At 73.7% G+C, this 15086-nt stretch carries 11 protein-coding genes; 7 read left to right on the forward strand and 4 right to left on the reverse strand.

The window, feature by feature from the left end; all coding sequences use genetic code 11:
• Positions 1-2 precede the first annotated feature (2 nt).
• Together ACZ4N5_RS37235 and ACZ4N5_RS37240 are read left to right on the forward strand one after the other, a co-directional pair.
• The gene (locus tag ACZ4N5_RS37235; protein ID WP_467761449.1) at positions 3-1529 is read left to right on the forward strand and encodes an FAD-dependent oxidoreductase; all 1527 of its coding nucleotides are present in this window, start codon (positions 3-5) and stop codon (positions 1527-1529) included.
• A 128-nt stretch (positions 1530-1657) separates the two neighbouring features.
• Positions 1658-3178 carry an FAD-dependent monooxygenase gene (locus ACZ4N5_RS37240; RefSeq protein WP_467761450.1) on the forward strand — a complete coding sequence of 507 codons (1521 nt, stop codon included), beginning with the start codon at positions 1658-1660 and terminating at the stop codon, positions 3176-3178.
• A 154-nt stretch (positions 3179-3332) separates the two neighbouring features.
• On the opposite strand, the gene ACZ4N5_RS37245 is transcribed toward ACZ4N5_RS37240, so the two are convergent.
• Entirely contained in the window at positions 3333-4415 is a 1083-nt protein-coding gene (locus ACZ4N5_RS37245; RefSeq protein ID WP_467761451.1) for a methyltransferase, read from the reverse strand.
• A 416-nt stretch (positions 4416-4831) separates the two neighbouring features.
• On the opposite strand from ACZ4N5_RS37245, the gene ACZ4N5_RS37250 reads away from it, so the two are divergent.
• The 5 genes from ACZ4N5_RS37250 to ACZ4N5_RS37270 all read left to right on the forward strand — a co-directional run bounded on the left by ACZ4N5_RS37250 (position 4832) and on the right by ACZ4N5_RS37270 (position 12152).
• Entirely contained in the window at positions 4832-4981 is a 150-nt protein-coding gene (locus ACZ4N5_RS37250) for a hypothetical protein (RefSeq protein ID WP_467761452.1), read from the forward strand.
• Positions 4982-5178: 197 nt separating this feature from the next.
• A complete protein-coding gene (locus tag ACZ4N5_RS37255; RefSeq protein WP_467761453.1) occupies positions 5179-6657 on the forward strand; it encodes an FAD-dependent monooxygenase in 1479 nt (492 codons plus the stop codon).
• Positions 6658-6805: 148 nt separating this feature from the next.
• Positions 6806-8278: an FAD-dependent monooxygenase gene (locus ACZ4N5_RS37260; RefSeq protein WP_389288294.1), complete on the forward strand. Its 1473-nt coding sequence runs from the start codon at positions 6806-6808 to the stop codon at positions 8276-8278.
• Positions 8279-8712: 434 nt separating this feature from the next.
• The gene (locus tag ACZ4N5_RS37265; RefSeq protein WP_389287055.1) at positions 8713-10740 is read left to right on the forward strand and encodes an FAD/NAD(P)-binding protein; all 2028 of its coding nucleotides are present in this window, start codon (positions 8713-8715) and stop codon (positions 10738-10740) included.
• Positions 10737-12152 (forward strand): nitrosuccinate lyase, encoded by a 1416-nt coding sequence (locus ACZ4N5_RS37270; RefSeq protein ID WP_467761454.1) that lies wholly within the window; start codon positions 10737-10739, stop codon positions 12150-12152. Before ACZ4N5_RS37265 ends, ACZ4N5_RS37270 begins: the two co-directional genes overlap by 4 nt.
• Positions 12153-12282: 130 nt before the next feature.
• Here the strand turns inward: ACZ4N5_RS37270 and ACZ4N5_RS37275 are convergent, their stop codons facing one another.
• The 3 genes from ACZ4N5_RS37275 to ACZ4N5_RS37285 form a co-directional block, all read right to left on the reverse strand.
• On the reverse strand, positions 12283-13206 hold the full coding sequence (locus ACZ4N5_RS37275; RefSeq protein WP_467761455.1) for a response regulator transcription factor: 924 nt from the start codon (positions 13204-13206) through the stop codon (positions 12283-12285).
• Between the two features lie 195 nt (positions 13207-13401).
• Entirely contained in the window at positions 13402-14445 is a 1044-nt protein-coding gene (locus ACZ4N5_RS37280) for a C45 family peptidase (RefSeq protein WP_356785787.1), read from the reverse strand.
• A complete protein-coding gene (locus ACZ4N5_RS37285) occupies positions 14442-15050 on the reverse strand; it encodes a GNAT family N-acetyltransferase (RefSeq protein ID WP_467761456.1) in 609 nt (202 codons plus the stop codon). The genes ACZ4N5_RS37280 and ACZ4N5_RS37285 overlap by 4 nt, the downstream gene beginning before the upstream one ends.
• Positions 15051-15086: the final 36 nt, after the last annotated feature.

Genomic DNA, 15086 nt, shown 5'->3' on the forward strand with positions numbered 1-15086 from the left:
GCATGGCGCCCGACCTTGCAACGGGCGGTGCCGAACCGGCACCGGGCGGCGCGGGCCGCCCGGACCGGCTCGGCACCGAGGTCCTGGTCGTCGGTGCCGGACCCGTCGGGCTGATGCTCGCTGCCGAACTCGCCCGCGGCGGCGTGGACGTGGTCGTGGTCGAGAAGCGCAAGGCCCCGTCCACCGAGTCCCGGGCCTCCACGCTGCACGCCCGTACCATGGAGATCCTCGACGCGCGGAAACTGCTGCCCGACGTCGGCACGCCGCCCCACGAGCCGCGCGGCCACTTCGGCGGCCTCCCGCTCGACCTCACCCTGCCCAGCACCCACCCGGGCCAGTGGAAGGTGCCGCAGACCAAGACCGAGGCGGTCCTGGAGGAGTGGGCGATCTCGCACGGCGTCGACATCCGGTGCGGCCACGAACTGGTCGCTGCCGGCGAGGTCGGCGAGTACGTCGAGGCCGAGGCCGTCGGACGGGACGGAGTCCTGCGGCTGCGCGCCCGCTACCTGGTCGCCTGCGACGGCGAGGACAGCACCGTACGGCGGCTGACCGGGGTGGACTTCCCCGGCCACGACGCCGGCCGGGAACTGCTGCGCGCCGACGTCGAGGGCATCGACATCCCCAACCGGCGTTTCCAGCGCCTGGAGCGGGGGCTGGCCATCGCCTGGCGCAACGACAAGGGCGTCACCCGCGTCATGGTCCACGAGTTCGGCTCGACGGCCGGCCCGCGCACCGCGGACGCTCCGTTCGAGGAGGTCGCCACCGTCTGGAAGCGGGTCACCGGAGAGGACATCAGCGGCGGTACCCCGCTGTGGGTGAACTCCTTCGGCGACGCCTCCCGGCAGCTCGCCTCCTACCGGCACGGGCGCGTCCTGTTCGCGGGGGACGCCGCCCACCGGCAGATGCCGGTCGGTGGCCAGGCCCTCAACCTCGGTCTGCAGGACGCCTTCAACCTCGGCTGGAAGCTCGCGCTCACCGTGCGCGGGCTGGCTCCCGAGGGCCTCCTCGACACCTACCACGAGGAGCGGCACGCGGTCGGCCGCCGGGTCCTGGCGAACATCCGGGCCCAGGCCCTGCTGCTGCTCGGCGGCCCCGAGGTGGAGCCGCTGCGCGCGCTGGTGGTCGAGCTGACCGGCCTGGAGGAGGCACGGGCCCACCTGGCCGGGATGATCAGCGCACTCGACGTGCGCTACCCGGTGCCCGGCCCCGCGCACCCGCTGCTCGGCGCCCGGCTGCCGCACACCGTCGTGCGGTCCGGCGGGCGCGAGCGCGGCAGCACTGCCGAGCTGCTGCGCGCCCGCGGCGGTCTGCTGCTCGACGTGGACAGGACCGGCGTACGGGTGCCCGCCGGCTGGGCCGACCGGGTCACCGCGGTCGCCGGCGACCCGGAGCCCGGCTCGCTCCCCGGTGAGCCGGGGGCCGTTCTCGTACGGCCCGACGGCCACGTGGCGTGGGTGGGCCGGGACGAGGTCGGGCTGGCCGAGGCGCTCGACCGCTGGTTCGGCCCGGCCCGCCCACCGACCCCCTGAGCGTCCCCGGAGCGGGGGCACGTCCGCAATCCCCCCACGAGTGCGTCCCCACATGTACGTCCGCACCCCGCCGCACACCCACGCACAACCCAGTCACCAGTGATCCCCACTGTCAGGAAGGACAGCCCATGCAAGGGAGCGAAGGGACAGCGGCGGACACCGACGTCATCGTCGTCGGCGCCGGCCCGACCGGACTGATGCTCGCAGGCGAACTGCGCCTGGGCGGAGCTCGCGTCGTCGTGATCGAGAAGCTGGCGGCGCCTACCGGGCAGTCCCGTGGCCTGGGCTTCACCGCCCGTGCCATGGAGGTGTTCGACGAGCGCGGGCTGCTGCCCCGGTTCGGCCAGGGCGAGACCCTCGCCACCAGCCCCGTAGGGCACTTCGGCGGGGCCCAGTTCGACTTCACCGTCCTTGAGGACGCCCACTTCGGCGCCCGCGGCATCCCGCAGGGGCAGACCGAGGCCGTGCTGGAGGGCTGGGCCGCCGAACTCGGCGCCGACATCCGGCGCGGCTGGGAGTTCGTCTCGCTCGCCGGCGGCTTCCTCGACGGGGACCACGTCGAGATCACCGTCCGTACGCCCGAGGGCGACGAGCAGCGGCTGCGCGCCGCGTACCTGGTGGGCGCCGACGGCGGCTCCAGCCGCGTCCGCAAGGCGGCCGGCTTCGAGTTCCCGGGCACCGACGCCACCCAGGGCATGTACCTCGCCGACGTCACCGGCTGCTCGCTGCGGCCGCGGTTCCTCGGCGAGCGCCTGAGCAACGGCATGGTGATGGCGGCCCCGCTCGCCGAGGGCGTGGACCGGATCATTGTCTGCCCCGACGGCCGGCCGGCGCACGACCGCGAGCGGACCGTCACCTTCGAGGAGGTCGCGGAAGCCTGGCAGAGCATCACCGGCGAGGACATCTCGCACGGTGGCGCCGACTGGGTGTCCTCCTTCACCAACGCCACCCGCCAGGCCTCCCAGTACCGGCGGGGCCGGGTGTTCGTGGCCGGCGACGCGGCGCACATCCACCTGCCGGCCGGCGGCCAGGGCCTGAGCACCGGCGTGCAGGACGCGGCCAACCTCGGCTGGAAGCTGGTCGCCGTGGTCCGCGGCGACGCCCCCGCGGCGCTGCTGGACACCTACCACGCCGAGCGGTGGCCGGTCGGCCGCCGCCTGCTGGCCAACACCCGTGCCCAGGGGATCGTCTTCCTCGGCGGCGCGGAGTCGGACCCGCTGCGCGAGCTGTTCGGCGAGCTGGTCCGGTACGACGACGTCAAGCGGCACCTGGCCGGAGCGGTCAGCCACCTCGACATCCGCTACGACCTCGGCGCAGGCGAGGACGCCCACCCGCTGGTCGGCCGCCGGATGCCGGCGCGGCTGCTGGTCGGCGCCGACGGCGAGCAGCGCACCACGCGACTGCTGCACCTGGGCCGGGCCGTACTGCTCGACTTCGCCGACGATGCCGGGGCGCGCCGTACGGCAGCCGGCTGGCAGGGCCGCCTCAACGTTCACACCGTGTCCGCCAAGCCGGTTGACGGCCCGGACGTACTGGTCGGCGTCCCTGCGCTGCTGCTCCGTCCCGACGGGTACGTGGCCTGGGCCGGCGAGCCCGCGCAAGGGCTCGCGGCCGCGCTGGAGCGGTGGCTGGGAGCCGCTTCCGCCTGACCACCTCAGGGCGCCGCAGCCCCCGCCCCGCCGTCCGACCGGCGGGGCGGGGGCTCCGGCGTGCGGGGGGGGGCGACGTACGGGGCGGGCACGCGGAAAGCCCCGGTTCCGCGTCGGGGGAAACGCGGAACCGGGGCAGCTCAGGGGCGGCGCGTCAGACCGCGATGGCCTCCACGACCGAGACGGCCGCAGCGGTCTCCACGACCCGCTCCAGCTTGAAGCCGGCCTTCGCCACCAGCTCCGCGTACTGCGACCGGGTGCGCTCCTTGCCGCCCACGAGCAGCAGCAGCCACAGGTCGACGAGCTTGCCGGAGTGCGGCTCGTCGCCCTCCGGGACCACCATCTCCACCAGCAGCAGCTTGCCGCCCGGCTTGATCGCGGCGCGCACGTTGCGGAGGATCTGCAGGGCCTGCTCCTCCGGCCAGTCGTGCACGATGTGCTTGAGGACGTACGCGTCCGCACCCGACGGCATCGGGTCGAACAGGTCGCCGTCGGCCAGGGCCACGCGGTCCGCGACACCCTGCGCCGCCAGGAACTCCGCAGCGCCGTTCGCGGCGATGCGCGGGTCCGAGAGGATGCCCTTGGTGCCGGGCGCGCTGTTGAGGATGCCGGCCAGCAGCCCGCCGTTGGCTCCACAGAAGTCCAGGACCGTGCCGAACTGCGAGAAGTCGTACGCAGCCACGACCGGTGCGGTCTCGGTGGAGGACATGTTGCCCATCCCGCCGATGAACACCGCACCGTATTCCGGATTCTGCATGAGGTATTCGAAGGCGCCCATTCCACGCCGCTTCGGCAGGCTCGGCTCGCCGGTTCGCACCGAGTCCAGGAAACCGTTCCAGTCGTCCCAGTGCGTCGGGTGGCCCATCAGCACGCAGAGGTCGCGCATCGTCACCGGGTGGTCGGCGCGCAGCGCGTCGGCCATCGGAGTCAGCGCCCAGAGGCCGTCGTCCTGGCACGTGAACACGCCCTGGGAGGCGAGCAGGCGCAGCACCCGGCCCAGCGCCTCGGCATCCGCGCCGACCTCAGCGGCCAGGTCTTCGATCGGTCGCGGACCGGCCTGCAGGGCCTCGGCCACGCGCAGTTCGGCGGCGGCGTACAGGGCCTGGGTCACCATGGAGCCCATGGCCAGTTCGAGCAGGGCGAACGGGGGCGGGGCCAACTCCCGGACCTGCTTCTGCAGGTCCGCCCGGGTCTTCTCCGCGGCGCGGACGACTTCGGGGGGCGGCACAGCGGGCATGTGGTTCCTCCATGGCAAGAGCGAGAACTCTGTCCCAACCGCCGGAAGGGACCCGTCCCGCCACGGTAAAGAGGAGGGATAGACCCGCCCTGGAAAGCGACTTGTACATATCTGGAGCGGGGCGGACGCCTCGCACGCCCCAGGAGTTTCGCCGCGGCCGCCGGACGGCCGGCCCAGAACTGCTCGGCGGCCGCTCGACGTGGGCCGGAGACCGGTTCGTTCGGGACGAAGTACTCGGCATCCTTGGCCCGGCATCGCGTTGCGCAGTCCGACGCCCCTGGAGGTCGTCCGTGTCCGTTCGTACCGAGCCCCCCTCGCCGGAGACCGGCGCGCCGTGTGCACCCTGCCCGCCCTCCTCGGCACCCCGGCCGGCGCCGCGCCCGAGCGGGCCACCGCTCCCGCCGAGGTGCAGGCCCGTGCGCTTCCGCCACCGAGACGGCATCAGCGCCCATCTCTCGTACTCGACCGGCGTGCACCCGGCCGAGACCCCTGACGGGCTCCTCGCCCACCTGCGCAGCTCGTCGACGGCATGGCCGCCGAACTCGCGTTCGCCCGCGACCTGCTGACGGAGCACGGCCTGAAGGAGCTGCCGTGACCACCGCCCCGGCGGGGGCCCCGCCGCACACCGCGCACCGGCAGTTGCCTCGCGCGGGTGAGGAACGGACCTCAAGGATCGCCTGAGCGATCCTGCGGTCCCGCTGCACCGCCCCTCGACCCCCCTGGTCTTTTCTGAGGATCAACCGTCTGTATGGAGGAATCGAAAATGGCAAAGAGCGCGATCATCGTGGGCGCTGGGCCGGTCGGTCTGATGCTCGCGGGTGAGCTGCGGCTCGGCGGCGCGGACGTCGTCGTCTACGACAAGCTGCCCGCTCCCAGCGGCGAGTCGCGCGGCCTCGGGTTCACCAGCCGTACCGCGGAGGTCTTCGACCAGCGCGGGCTGCTCGGCAGGCTCGGCGACATCCGCTGGGGCAAGCAGGGCCACTACGGCGGTGTCCGCATCGACTTCTCCCTCCTGGACGAGAGCCACTTCGGCATCATGGGCCTGGCCCAGTCCGTCACCGAGGACATGCTCGGCCGCTGGGTCGACGAGCTCGGCGTCGAGGTGCGCCGCGGCTACGACCTGACCACCCTGACCGAGACCGAGGACGGCGTGGTCCTCGGCTTCCAGGGCCCCGACGGGTACACCGAGGCCACCGGCACGTACGTCATCGGCTGCGACGGCGGCAAGTCCACCGTGCGCATCCTGGCCGACATCGACTTCCCCGGCGACGAGGCCATCCGCGGCATGTACCTGGCCGACGTCGTCGGCGCGGACGTGCGCATGAGGCCCATCGGCGAGCGCATCGAGGGCGGCGGCATGGTGCTGTCCGTCACCCTGGAGCCGGGTGTGGACCGCATCGTCATCCACGAGCCCGGCGTCCGCCCGCACCACGGCGAGGGCGAGCTGGAGTTCTCGGAGCTCGCCGACGCCTGGCAGCGCATGACCGGCGAGGACATCCACGGCGCCTCCGCCTCCTGGATGTGCGCCCTGACCAACGCCACCGGCCTGGCCGCCCAGTACCGCAAGGGCCGCGTCTTCCTCGCCGGCGACTCCGCCCACGACCACGCCCCGCTCGGCGCCCAAGGCGTCAGCGTCGGTCTCCAGGACGCCGTCAACCTCGGGTGGAAGCTCGCCGCCGTGCTCGGGGACCGGGCGCCCGAGTCCCTGCTCGACACCTACCACGCCGAGCGCCACCCGATCGGTGAGCAGCTGATGCGGGACGTGCACTCCATGTCGATGCTGTACCTCGCCGGCGAGGAGATGGAGCCGCTGCGCGCCGTCGTGCGCGAACTCGTCACCCTGCCCGAGGCCGCCCGGCGGCTCGCGGGCCGCGTCTCCGGCCTGCACATCAAGTACGACGTGGGCGCCGAGGGACACCCCCTCCTGGGGCTGCGTCTGGCCCCGCACCGAGCCGTCGAGCGCGCCGACGGCAGCCGTACGAAGGTCGCCGAGCTCCTGCACGGAGGCCGCGGCGTGCTCATCGTCTCGGACGGGGACGGCGGCCCGGCCGAACTCGCCGCCCGCTGGGCCGACCGCGTGGACGTCATCACCGGCGCCTGGGCCGACCAGGAGGCCGACCACCACGACGCCCCACAGGCCGTGCTGGTCCGCCCCGACGGCTACATCGCCTGGGTGGCGCCGGCAGGCGGCGACCTCGAAGCCGCCCTCACCCGTTGGTTCGGGGCGCCCGCGGCCGTCTGACAGCCCGCCGCATGACACCCCCCGGCCGCCCGCGCCCCCGAGGAGGGGCCGGAGCTGATCGGCCGGTACCTGCTGGTCTTCTTCGCCTGACCACCGCCGACCTGGCGCTGCCCCATGCGCGGCAGCTCTGATGTTTGAGGAGTAGGACATGGCAAAGGGCGCGATCATCGTCGGCGCCGGGCCGGTCGGGCTGACGCTCGCCGGCGAACTGAAATTGGGCGGCGTGGACGTCGTCGTCCTCGAGAAGCTCCCCGCGCCCAGCGGCGAGTCCCGCGGCGTGGGCTTCACCCGCCGCGCGGCCGAGGTCTTCGACCAGCGCGGCCTGCTGGAGCGCTTCGGCGACGTCGAATGGGCCCAGGGCCACTTCGGCGGGGTCCACATCGACTTCTCCAAGCTGGACGACAACCACTTCAGCGTCCGCGGCATCCCGCAGTTCCGCACCGAGGAGATCCTCGAAGGCTGGCTGAAGGAGCTGGGCGTCGAGATCCGCCGCGAACACGAGGTGCTCGGCTTCCGCGAGACCGAGGACGGCGTCGTTGTCGAGTACGAGGGCCCCGCCGGCCGCGGCGAGGAGAGCGCCGGCTACCTGGTCGGCTGCGACGGGGCGCGCAGCATCGTCCGCCGGCTCGCCGGCATCGACTTCCCCGGCTGGGAGCCCACCCGCGGGATGTACATGGCCGACATCGTCGGGGCGGACGTACGCCAGCGCCCCATCGGCGAGCGCGTGCCCGGCGGCATGGTCATGGCCTTCAACCTGGAGGACGGCGTCCACCGGATCGTCATCCACAACGAGTCGCTGCGGCCGCCGGAGGACAAGAGCGGCCTCACGTTCGAGACCATCGCCGACGCCTGGCAGGACATGACCGGCGAGCGCCTGCACGATGCCGAGGTCCGCTGGATCAGCTCCTTCACCGACACCACCCGCCAGGCCGCCCAGTACCGCAAGGGCCGGATCTTCCTGGCCGGCGACGCCACCCACATCCACATGCCGGCCGGCGCGCAGGGCATGAGCGTGGGCGTGCAGGACGCGGTCAACCTCGGCTGGAAGCTGGCGGCCACCATCAACGGTTGGGCGCCCGAGGGCCTGCTCGACACCTTCCAGTCCGAGCGGCACCCGGTCGGGGAACTGCTCATGCGCAACACCCGCGCCCAGACCAAGCTCTACCTCTCCGGCGAGGAGATGGAGCCGCTGCGCGCGGTCATGCAGGAACTCGTCCAGGACGTCGCGGTGGCCCGCCACCTGGCCGGCCAGGTCTCCGGCCTCGACGTGCGCTACGACGTCGGCTCAGGCAGCCATCCGCAGCTCGGCCTGCGGCTGCGCCCCGACACCCCGCTCAAGCTCACCGACGGTAGCCCCGCCACCGTGCGGGACCTGCTCAAGCCGGCCCGCGGCGTGCTGTTCGTGACCCCCGCGGCGGCCGACTCCGACGCGCTGCGCGCCACCGCCGCGCGCTGGGGTGACCGGGTGGACACGGTCACCGGCGACTGGGCCGAGGGCGAGGGGGCCGTGTCGGACGCCCCGCACGCGCTGCTGGTCCGCCCCGATGGCTACATCGCCTGGGCCGCCCCGGACGAGGCCGGCCCGCATGAGGCGTTGGAGCGCTGGTTCGGAGCCGTTTGAGCGAGTTCTTCAGCGTGATCTGCTGTGTGGGCTGATCTCCTCGTTCGAGGAATGTGAAGAGCTGTCGGCAGATTGCACGCTTGAGGCAGCGTCCGGAGCGCGGCCCCGGCACCCAGGCGGCGCCGGCGCTGCGCGGGACCGGCCCGAGAGCACCGCCCGCTCCACGCGAGGGGTTGGCAACTGCTGCTCGTTGACTGTGCGTAAGCGTGTTCTGGCGTCACGGCGCCCGTACGCGTGCCCGACCGGCCCGGACGGCGCCCGAAACCGGTCCAGGACCGGTCTTCCACTCGGATCCGAGCACTGGTTGAGCGGCGGGACTGACCGTTGGCGGACACCACCCTGACCCCCGGGGGCAGGCCGGGCAGGCACACCGGCGGGGCCGACGCGTCGGCCCCGCGGTCCAGCCGTCCCCCGTCTCCTGAGCGGAGTGCTTCGTGACTAGCGGACGTATGGAAGTGTGCCTTGTCGGCGCCGGACCCCGCGGGCTGTCCGTACTGGAACGGCTCTGTGCGCAGGAGCGGAAGTCCCCCCGCTGGGACCAGCTGACCGTGCACATCGTGGAACCGGACCCACCGGGCTCCGGCCGGGTCTGGCGGCCCTCCCAGTCCCGGCACCTCCTGATGAACACCGTCTCCTGTCAGGTCACGGTCTACACCGACGCCAGTGTGGCCATCGAAGGGCCGCTGGAGGAGGGTCCGAGCCTGTACCAGTGGGCCAAGGCGCTGGGCCCCAGCGCTCTGACGCCCGGAGCGGGCACGCCGTACGACGACGAGACCCTCGCCGAGGCCCGGGACCTTGGGCCGGACACATACCCCACCCGCGCCTTGTACGGCCAGTACCTGACCTGGGTGTTCGGCCGGGTGACCGCGAGCGCGTCCGCGAACACCACCGTCCGTGTGCACGCCTCGCGCGCCGTGGCCCTGGAGGACGCCGAGCCCGGCACGGGCCCCAGCGGGGCGCAGACCGTGCTCCTGGAGGACGGCACCCGGCTGACGGGCCTGGGCGCGGTGGTGCTCGCGCAGGGCCACGTGCAGGTGCGGCCGACCGACGTGGAGCGGGAGTTCGCCGCGTACGCCGCCCGGCACGGGCTGACCTACATCGCGCCGAGCAACCCGGCGGACGTCGACCTGTCCACCGTCGCCCCCGGCGAGACGGTGCTGCTGCGCGGCCTGGGCCTGAACTTCTTCGACTACATGGCGCTGTTCACGCACGCCCGCGGCGGGCTGTTCGAACGCGTCGACGGCCGCCTGGTGTACCGCCCCTCGGGCCGCGAGCCGCGGCTGTACGCGGGCTCCCGCCGCGGCGTGCCGTACCAGGCGCGCGGCGAGAACGAGAAGGGCGCGCACGGCCGCTACCACCCGCGGCTGCTGACCACCGATTTCGTGGCGTCCCTGCGCGCCCGGGTACGGGGCGGGGAGCCGATCCGCTTCGGCACCGAACTGTGGCCGCTGATATCCAAGGAAGTGCGCACCCTCTACTACGAGACGCTCCTCGCGCAGCGCGCGGAGCCGGCCGCGGTGGCCGCCTTCGGGGAGGCGTTCCTGCAGGCAGGGGATGACGAGGCCGAGGACCTGCTGCTCAGCGCGGCCGGTATCGGCAACGACGAGCGCTGGGACTGGGACACGGTCGCCCGGCCGTACGACGGGCAGGTCTTCCGGGACCTGGCCTCCTTCCGCAGCTGGCTGCGCGGCTACCTCGACGAGGACGTGCGCCGGGCCCGGGAGGGCAACGTCAGCGGCCCGTTCAAGGCAGCCCTGGACCTGCTGCGGGACCTGCGCAACGAGCTGCGCCTGGCGATCGACCACGGCGGCCTCGACGCCCACTCGCACCGCGACGAGCTCGACCGCTGGTACACGCCGCTCAACGCCTTCCTGTCGATCGGTCCGCCGGCCTCCCGCATCGACGAGATGGCCGCCCTGATCGACGCGGGCATCCTCGACGTAACCGGTCCGGGGCTGCGGGTGGCCACCGACCCCCTCGACCCCGCGGGCGCGGCCTTCGTCGGCACCTCCCCGGACATAGCCGACCTGCGGGTGCGGGCCACGGTGCTGATCGAGGCCCGACTGCCGGAGATCGACGTGCGGCGCACCGCCGATCCGCTCATGGACCGGCTGCTGAGCACCGGTCAGGCCCGGACCCACCGCATCGCGGGCGCGGACGGCTCGTCCTACGAGACCGGAGGCCTGGCCGTCTCGCAGCGCCCGTACCACCTGCTCCAGGGGCAGGGGGTGCCGCACCTCAGACGGTTCGCGTACGGGGTGCCCACCGAGGCCGTGCACTGGGTGACCGCGGCCGGCATCCGGCCGGGCGTGGGCTCGGTGACGCTGGAGGACTCCGACGCCATCGCGGCGGCGGTGCTGGCGCTGCCGGAGCCGCGCCCCGCGCTGCGGCTGCCCGGGACGCCGGCGGTCGCGGCGGGGCCGGCGATGTCCGGCAACGCGGGTGCGGGAGCGGTTGCGTGAGTCAGGCCGCCGTCCGCACCGCGGGCCCGGACACGGGGCTGCTGTCCCCGGTCCGGGCCGGCACGCCCGTCGAGGGCGCCGTCGCCGACGACGGCTGGGTCCAGGCGATGCTCGACGCCGAGGCTGCGCTGGCCCGCGCCCAGGCGCGGTGCGGCACGGTCCCGCCGGCGGCGGCCGCCGCGATCACCGCCGCCGCCCGGGCCTCGGACTTCGACACCAGGGAGCTGGCGCTGGCCTCGCGGGAGACCGCCAATCCGGTGGTGGGCCTGGTCGCGGCGCTCACCGCGCGGGTCGCGGCCCGCTCGCCGGAGGCGGCCGAGTACGTGCACCGCGGCTCCACCAGCCAGGACGTCTTCGACACCGGCGCGATGCTGGTGGCGACCCGGGCCCTGCGGCTGATCGTCGCGGACCTCAGGGCGGTGGCCGACGCCCTCGCCGGCCTGGCGGCCGACCACCGGGACACGGCGATGGCGGGACGCACCCTCGCCCTGCACGCCGTACCCACCACCTTCGGGCTGAAGGCGGCGGGCTGGCGCCAGCTGGTCCTGGAATCCATCGAGCGGCTGGAGCGGCTGGCCGAGGGCGGCCTACCGGTCTCCTTGGGCGGCGCGGCCGGCACACTGGCCGGCTACCTCCAGTACGCGGGCGACGGCGCCGACCCGGCGACCGTCCTGGCCGAGCTGGTGGACGCCTTCGCGGACGAGACCGGGCTGGCCGCACCGGTGCTCCCCTGGCACGCGCTGCGCACGCCGGTCGCCGACCTGGGTGCGGCCCTCGCGCACACCACCGGGGCACTGGGGAAGATCGCCGTCGACGTGCTGGTTCTGGCCCGCACCGAGATCGGGGAGCTGGCCGAGCCGACGGTGGCCGGGCGGGGCGCCTCCTCGGCGATGCCGCACAAGCGCAACCCGGTGCTCTCGACGCTGATCCGCTCCGCCGCCCTCCAGGTCCCGGCGCTGGCCACCGTCCTCGTGCAGTGCCTGCCGCACGAGGACGAGCGGTCGGCGGGGGTCTGGCACGCCGAGTGGCAGCCGCTGCGCGAGGCGCTGCGGCTGACCGGCGGGGCCGCGCACACCGCCGTGGAGCTGGTCCGCGGGCTCACCGTGTGCCCCGAGCGGATGGCGGTCAACCTGGAGGTCACTGGCGGGCAGCTCGTCTCCGAGCGGGTCTCCGCCGTGCTCGCCCCGAGGCTGGGCAAGGTGGCCGCGAAGGAACTGCTGACGCGGGCGTCGCTGCAGTCGGCCGAGACGGCCCGCCCGCTGGCCGCCGTACTGGCGGAGTCCGACGCGCTGCGGGGGGTGCTCACGCCCGCGGAGCTGACCGCGCTGCTCGACCCGGCCGGTTACACCGGTGCGGCCGGGCCGCTGGTCGACCGGGCGCTGGCCGTCGGCCGCTTCGACGCCGATACCTGAGGGCTGTCCGCAGAGTCCCGCCTGCCCCGCGCCCGGCTGTTCCTCCTGGACGGTCGAAACGACGCAGGACAGCGTGGATCTCGGACCTCCGGTACCGGAGGAATTCGGTCCACGGGCGGGGGGCGAGGCGTCAGACGGTGCCGAGGCGGAAGCCGACGCCGCGGACAGTGACGATCCAGCCGGGGTTGCCCAACTTGCCGCGAACGCTGCTGACGTGGGTGTCCACGGTGCGGCGCGACCAGGAGTTGCCCCACACCTGCTGGAGCAGCTGCCTGCGCGGGACGACGGTGTCGGGATGCTGCGCCAGCAGGCACAGCAGGTCGAACTCCTTGCGCGTGAGGGTGACCGGCGCGCCGTCGACGGTCACCTCGCGGGAGCCGACCTCGATGCGCAGCCGGCCGTGCCGGATCTCCTGGGCCGGGCCCGCGGCCGCCGTCGGCTGCCACTGCGTGCGGCGCATGACGGCCTCGATCCGGGCCAGCAGCTCGCGGATCCCGAAGGGCCTGGTGACGTAGTCGTCCGCGCCCGCTTGGAGTCCGAGCACGCAGTCGATCTCGGACTCGCGGGAGGTGACGATGATGAGCGGCACCCGGCTGACCGACCGGATCGCCCGGCACACCTCCAGCCCGTCCAGGTCCGGCAGTTCGAGGTCGAGCAGGACGAGGTCGGCGCTGCCGTAGGCCTGCAGGGCCGCGCCGCCGTGGGCCGCCCTGGTACAGGTGTGGCCGTGTCGGCGCAGCTGGTGCGACAGCCCGTCCCCGGCGTCGGCGCCCACGACCAGGATGTGCCGACCGGAGACCGCGGGCGCCGGCCGGGGTGCGGCCCTGCCCAGTCCGTCGCGGGGCGACGTCTGACCGAGGGCGCCCGGTCCGGGCACGCTCTGGACGGGGCTCCTCTGGCCGGGCGCGTGCTGGCCGGGGGGCCACGCGCCGGAGGATCCGGGGCGCGGCGGCCACGCCTCCCGTACCAGCGCGCGGGCCCGCGGCTCATCGTGCTCGGGGTGTGGAGTGGACGTCTGGTGCTCCGGCAGTGCCTGCGCCTGAACCTGACTCATGCCTCCCCCGGGGGTCGTGGCGAGGCCGGACCGGTTCGGCCGCCGCCCGCGCCGACGCTAGCGGTGTGCGGTCGAATCCTGGTGCAGGGCCGGTCCAGGGTCCGCCCGGCCGCTCGCCGTCCGCGGCCGGCCCGCCCCCTACCTCTGATCTTGCGAGAGTGATTGGAATCCCGGGCCTTTAGGCCCGGGAGGATGTCAAACCGCGAACACCTCGGTGGCGCCGTGGTTCGGGTCGCCCGCCCGCAGGTGCAGCTCGCCCGCCCCGGGCAGCATGACCACCGAGGCCACCGTCCTCTCCAGGCGGTAGATCCCGTGGTCGGCGATGCATACCGGTGGCCGGCACAGCACCGCGAAGTGTTCCTCCGCAGTGGCCTGTGGGTCGAGTCCGGCCAGCCCCTTCGTCACGGCCTCCAGCCGGTCGTCGGAGTTGACGCGGTCGGGGGCCGACTGCCGGTCGAGCGGGGTGAAGTCCTCGTGCAGGTAATGGTTGGTGTGCACGGCCTCCCGCGAGGCGGGCTCGGTCACCCGCAGCCCGGTCCCGCACACCTCGGCGTACACCGCGCGCCGCCGGTCGCACAGCACCAGGTTGCGCGAGCTGGACAGGGTGAGCCCGGCCAGTATCTCCAGGGCCTCGTCCACGCTCCCGGCACGGTCCAGCAGGTGGCGGATGGTCAGGTACGGCGTGACGCCGGGCCGCCACAGGCCGTCGGTCACCAGGTTCAGCCCGATTGCGAGCCCGTCGCTGTTCATGCCGAGATACCCGAGCAGGCCCGCGAAGCTGAGCACCGTCACCCGGCGCGGCCCGCCCGCCCGGGCCAGCGACAGCACCGCGATGTGGCTGTCGATGTCCGCGTTGAGGTCCACCGTCTGCGCCAGCACCGGCCGGGCGGCCGGCCCGGTGCGCGCGTACGCCGTGCAGTCCCCGGCGCTCGGCACCCCGGTGTAACCCATGACCTCGCGGCGCAGCTGCAGCAGCCACGCCTCGTCCTCGGAAATCCCGGCCCCCGCCGCCAGCCCCGCGACCTCCTCGGCGAGGTCCGGGACCGCCGCCGTGATCTCCGCGCGGTACGTGGTGATCGACGGCAGCAGCCCGGCGAACGTCAGCGGCCGGTCGGCGAGGGGCTCCAGCCGCGCCAGGCCGTCGCGGAGGAAGCCGCGCAGCGGGCCGGCGAGTGCCGCCCCGTGGGTGCGGCCCAGTTCGAAGGGGGTGCCGGCGGCCTTGACGTACGCGACGCTCATGCGGAGGCGGCCGCCTTCTTCGGGCCCTGGGAGAGGGCGTCGAGCACCTGCGGCCACTCGGCGCGCAGGATGCTGTAGAAGACCGCGTCGCGGCGGCGTCCGCCCGGCATGTAGTTGAAGGAGCGCAGGGTGCCCTCCTCGGTGGCGCCGATGTTGCGCAGGCCCTTGCGGGCCTGGACGTTGAGCTCGTCCGTCTTGAACTCCACCCGCTCGGCCTCCAGCACCTCGAAGGAGTGCTGGAGCAGCAGCAGCTTCGCCCAGTGGTTGATGCCCTTGCCGCGGAAGTCGTGGCCCAGCCAGGAGGCCCCGATCTCCAGTCGGCGGTCCTTCTCGGCGAAGCTCAGCAGGCTCATGCTGCCCGCGATCCGGCCGCTCTTCCTGTCGGTGATCACGTAGACGGCGCGGCGGCCGGCGGTGTGCTCGGCGAGGTTCGAGTCGAAGAACGCCTCGAAGTCCGCGTCGTCGCCGACGACGACCGTGAAGTAGCGCCAGATCTCGGGGTCGAGGACCACGGCGCGGATGCCCTCGCGGTCCGCCTCGCTGAGCGGGGTCAACAGGACGTGCTCGTTCTCCAGCGTGGTGGCGGCTTTCTCGGACCAACTCATGGTGAGGGACTCCATAGGGCGAAGAGGGGATGGGTA

It is taken from the genome of Streptomyces sp. NPDC026500 (assembly GCF_055567635.1).

Bases quoted from the DNA above. Each gene is read 5' to 3' on its own strand.
- ACZ4N5_RS37235 (WP_467761449.1), top strand. From the start codon at position 3: ATGGCGCCCGACCTTGCAACGGGCGGTGCCGAACCGGCACCGGGCGGC.
- ACZ4N5_RS37240 (WP_467761450.1), top strand. From the start codon at position 1,658: ATGCAAGGGAGCGAAGGGACAGCGGCGGACACCGACGTCATCGTCGTC.
- ACZ4N5_RS37245 (WP_467761451.1), bottom strand. From the start codon at position 4,415: ATGCCCGCTGTGCCGCCCCCCGAAGTCGTCCGCGCCGCGGAGAAGACC.
- ACZ4N5_RS37255 (WP_467761453.1), top strand. From the start codon at position 5,179: ATGGCAAAGAGCGCGATCATCGTGGGCGCTGGGCCGGTCGGTCTGATG.
- ACZ4N5_RS37260 (WP_389288294.1), top strand. From the start codon at position 6,806: ATGGCAAAGGGCGCGATCATCGTCGGCGCCGGGCCGGTCGGGCTGACG.
- ACZ4N5_RS37275 (WP_467761455.1), bottom strand. From the start codon at position 13,206: ATGAGTCAGGTTCAGGCGCAGGCACTGCCGGAGCACCAGACGTCCACT.
- ACZ4N5_RS37280 (WP_356785787.1), bottom strand. From the start codon at position 14,445: ATGAGCGTCGCGTACGTCAAGGCCGCCGGCACCCCCTTCGAACTGGGC.
- ACZ4N5_RS37285 (WP_467761456.1), bottom strand. From the start codon at position 15,050: ATGAGTTGGTCCGAGAAAGCCGCCACCACGCTGGAGAACGAGCACGTC.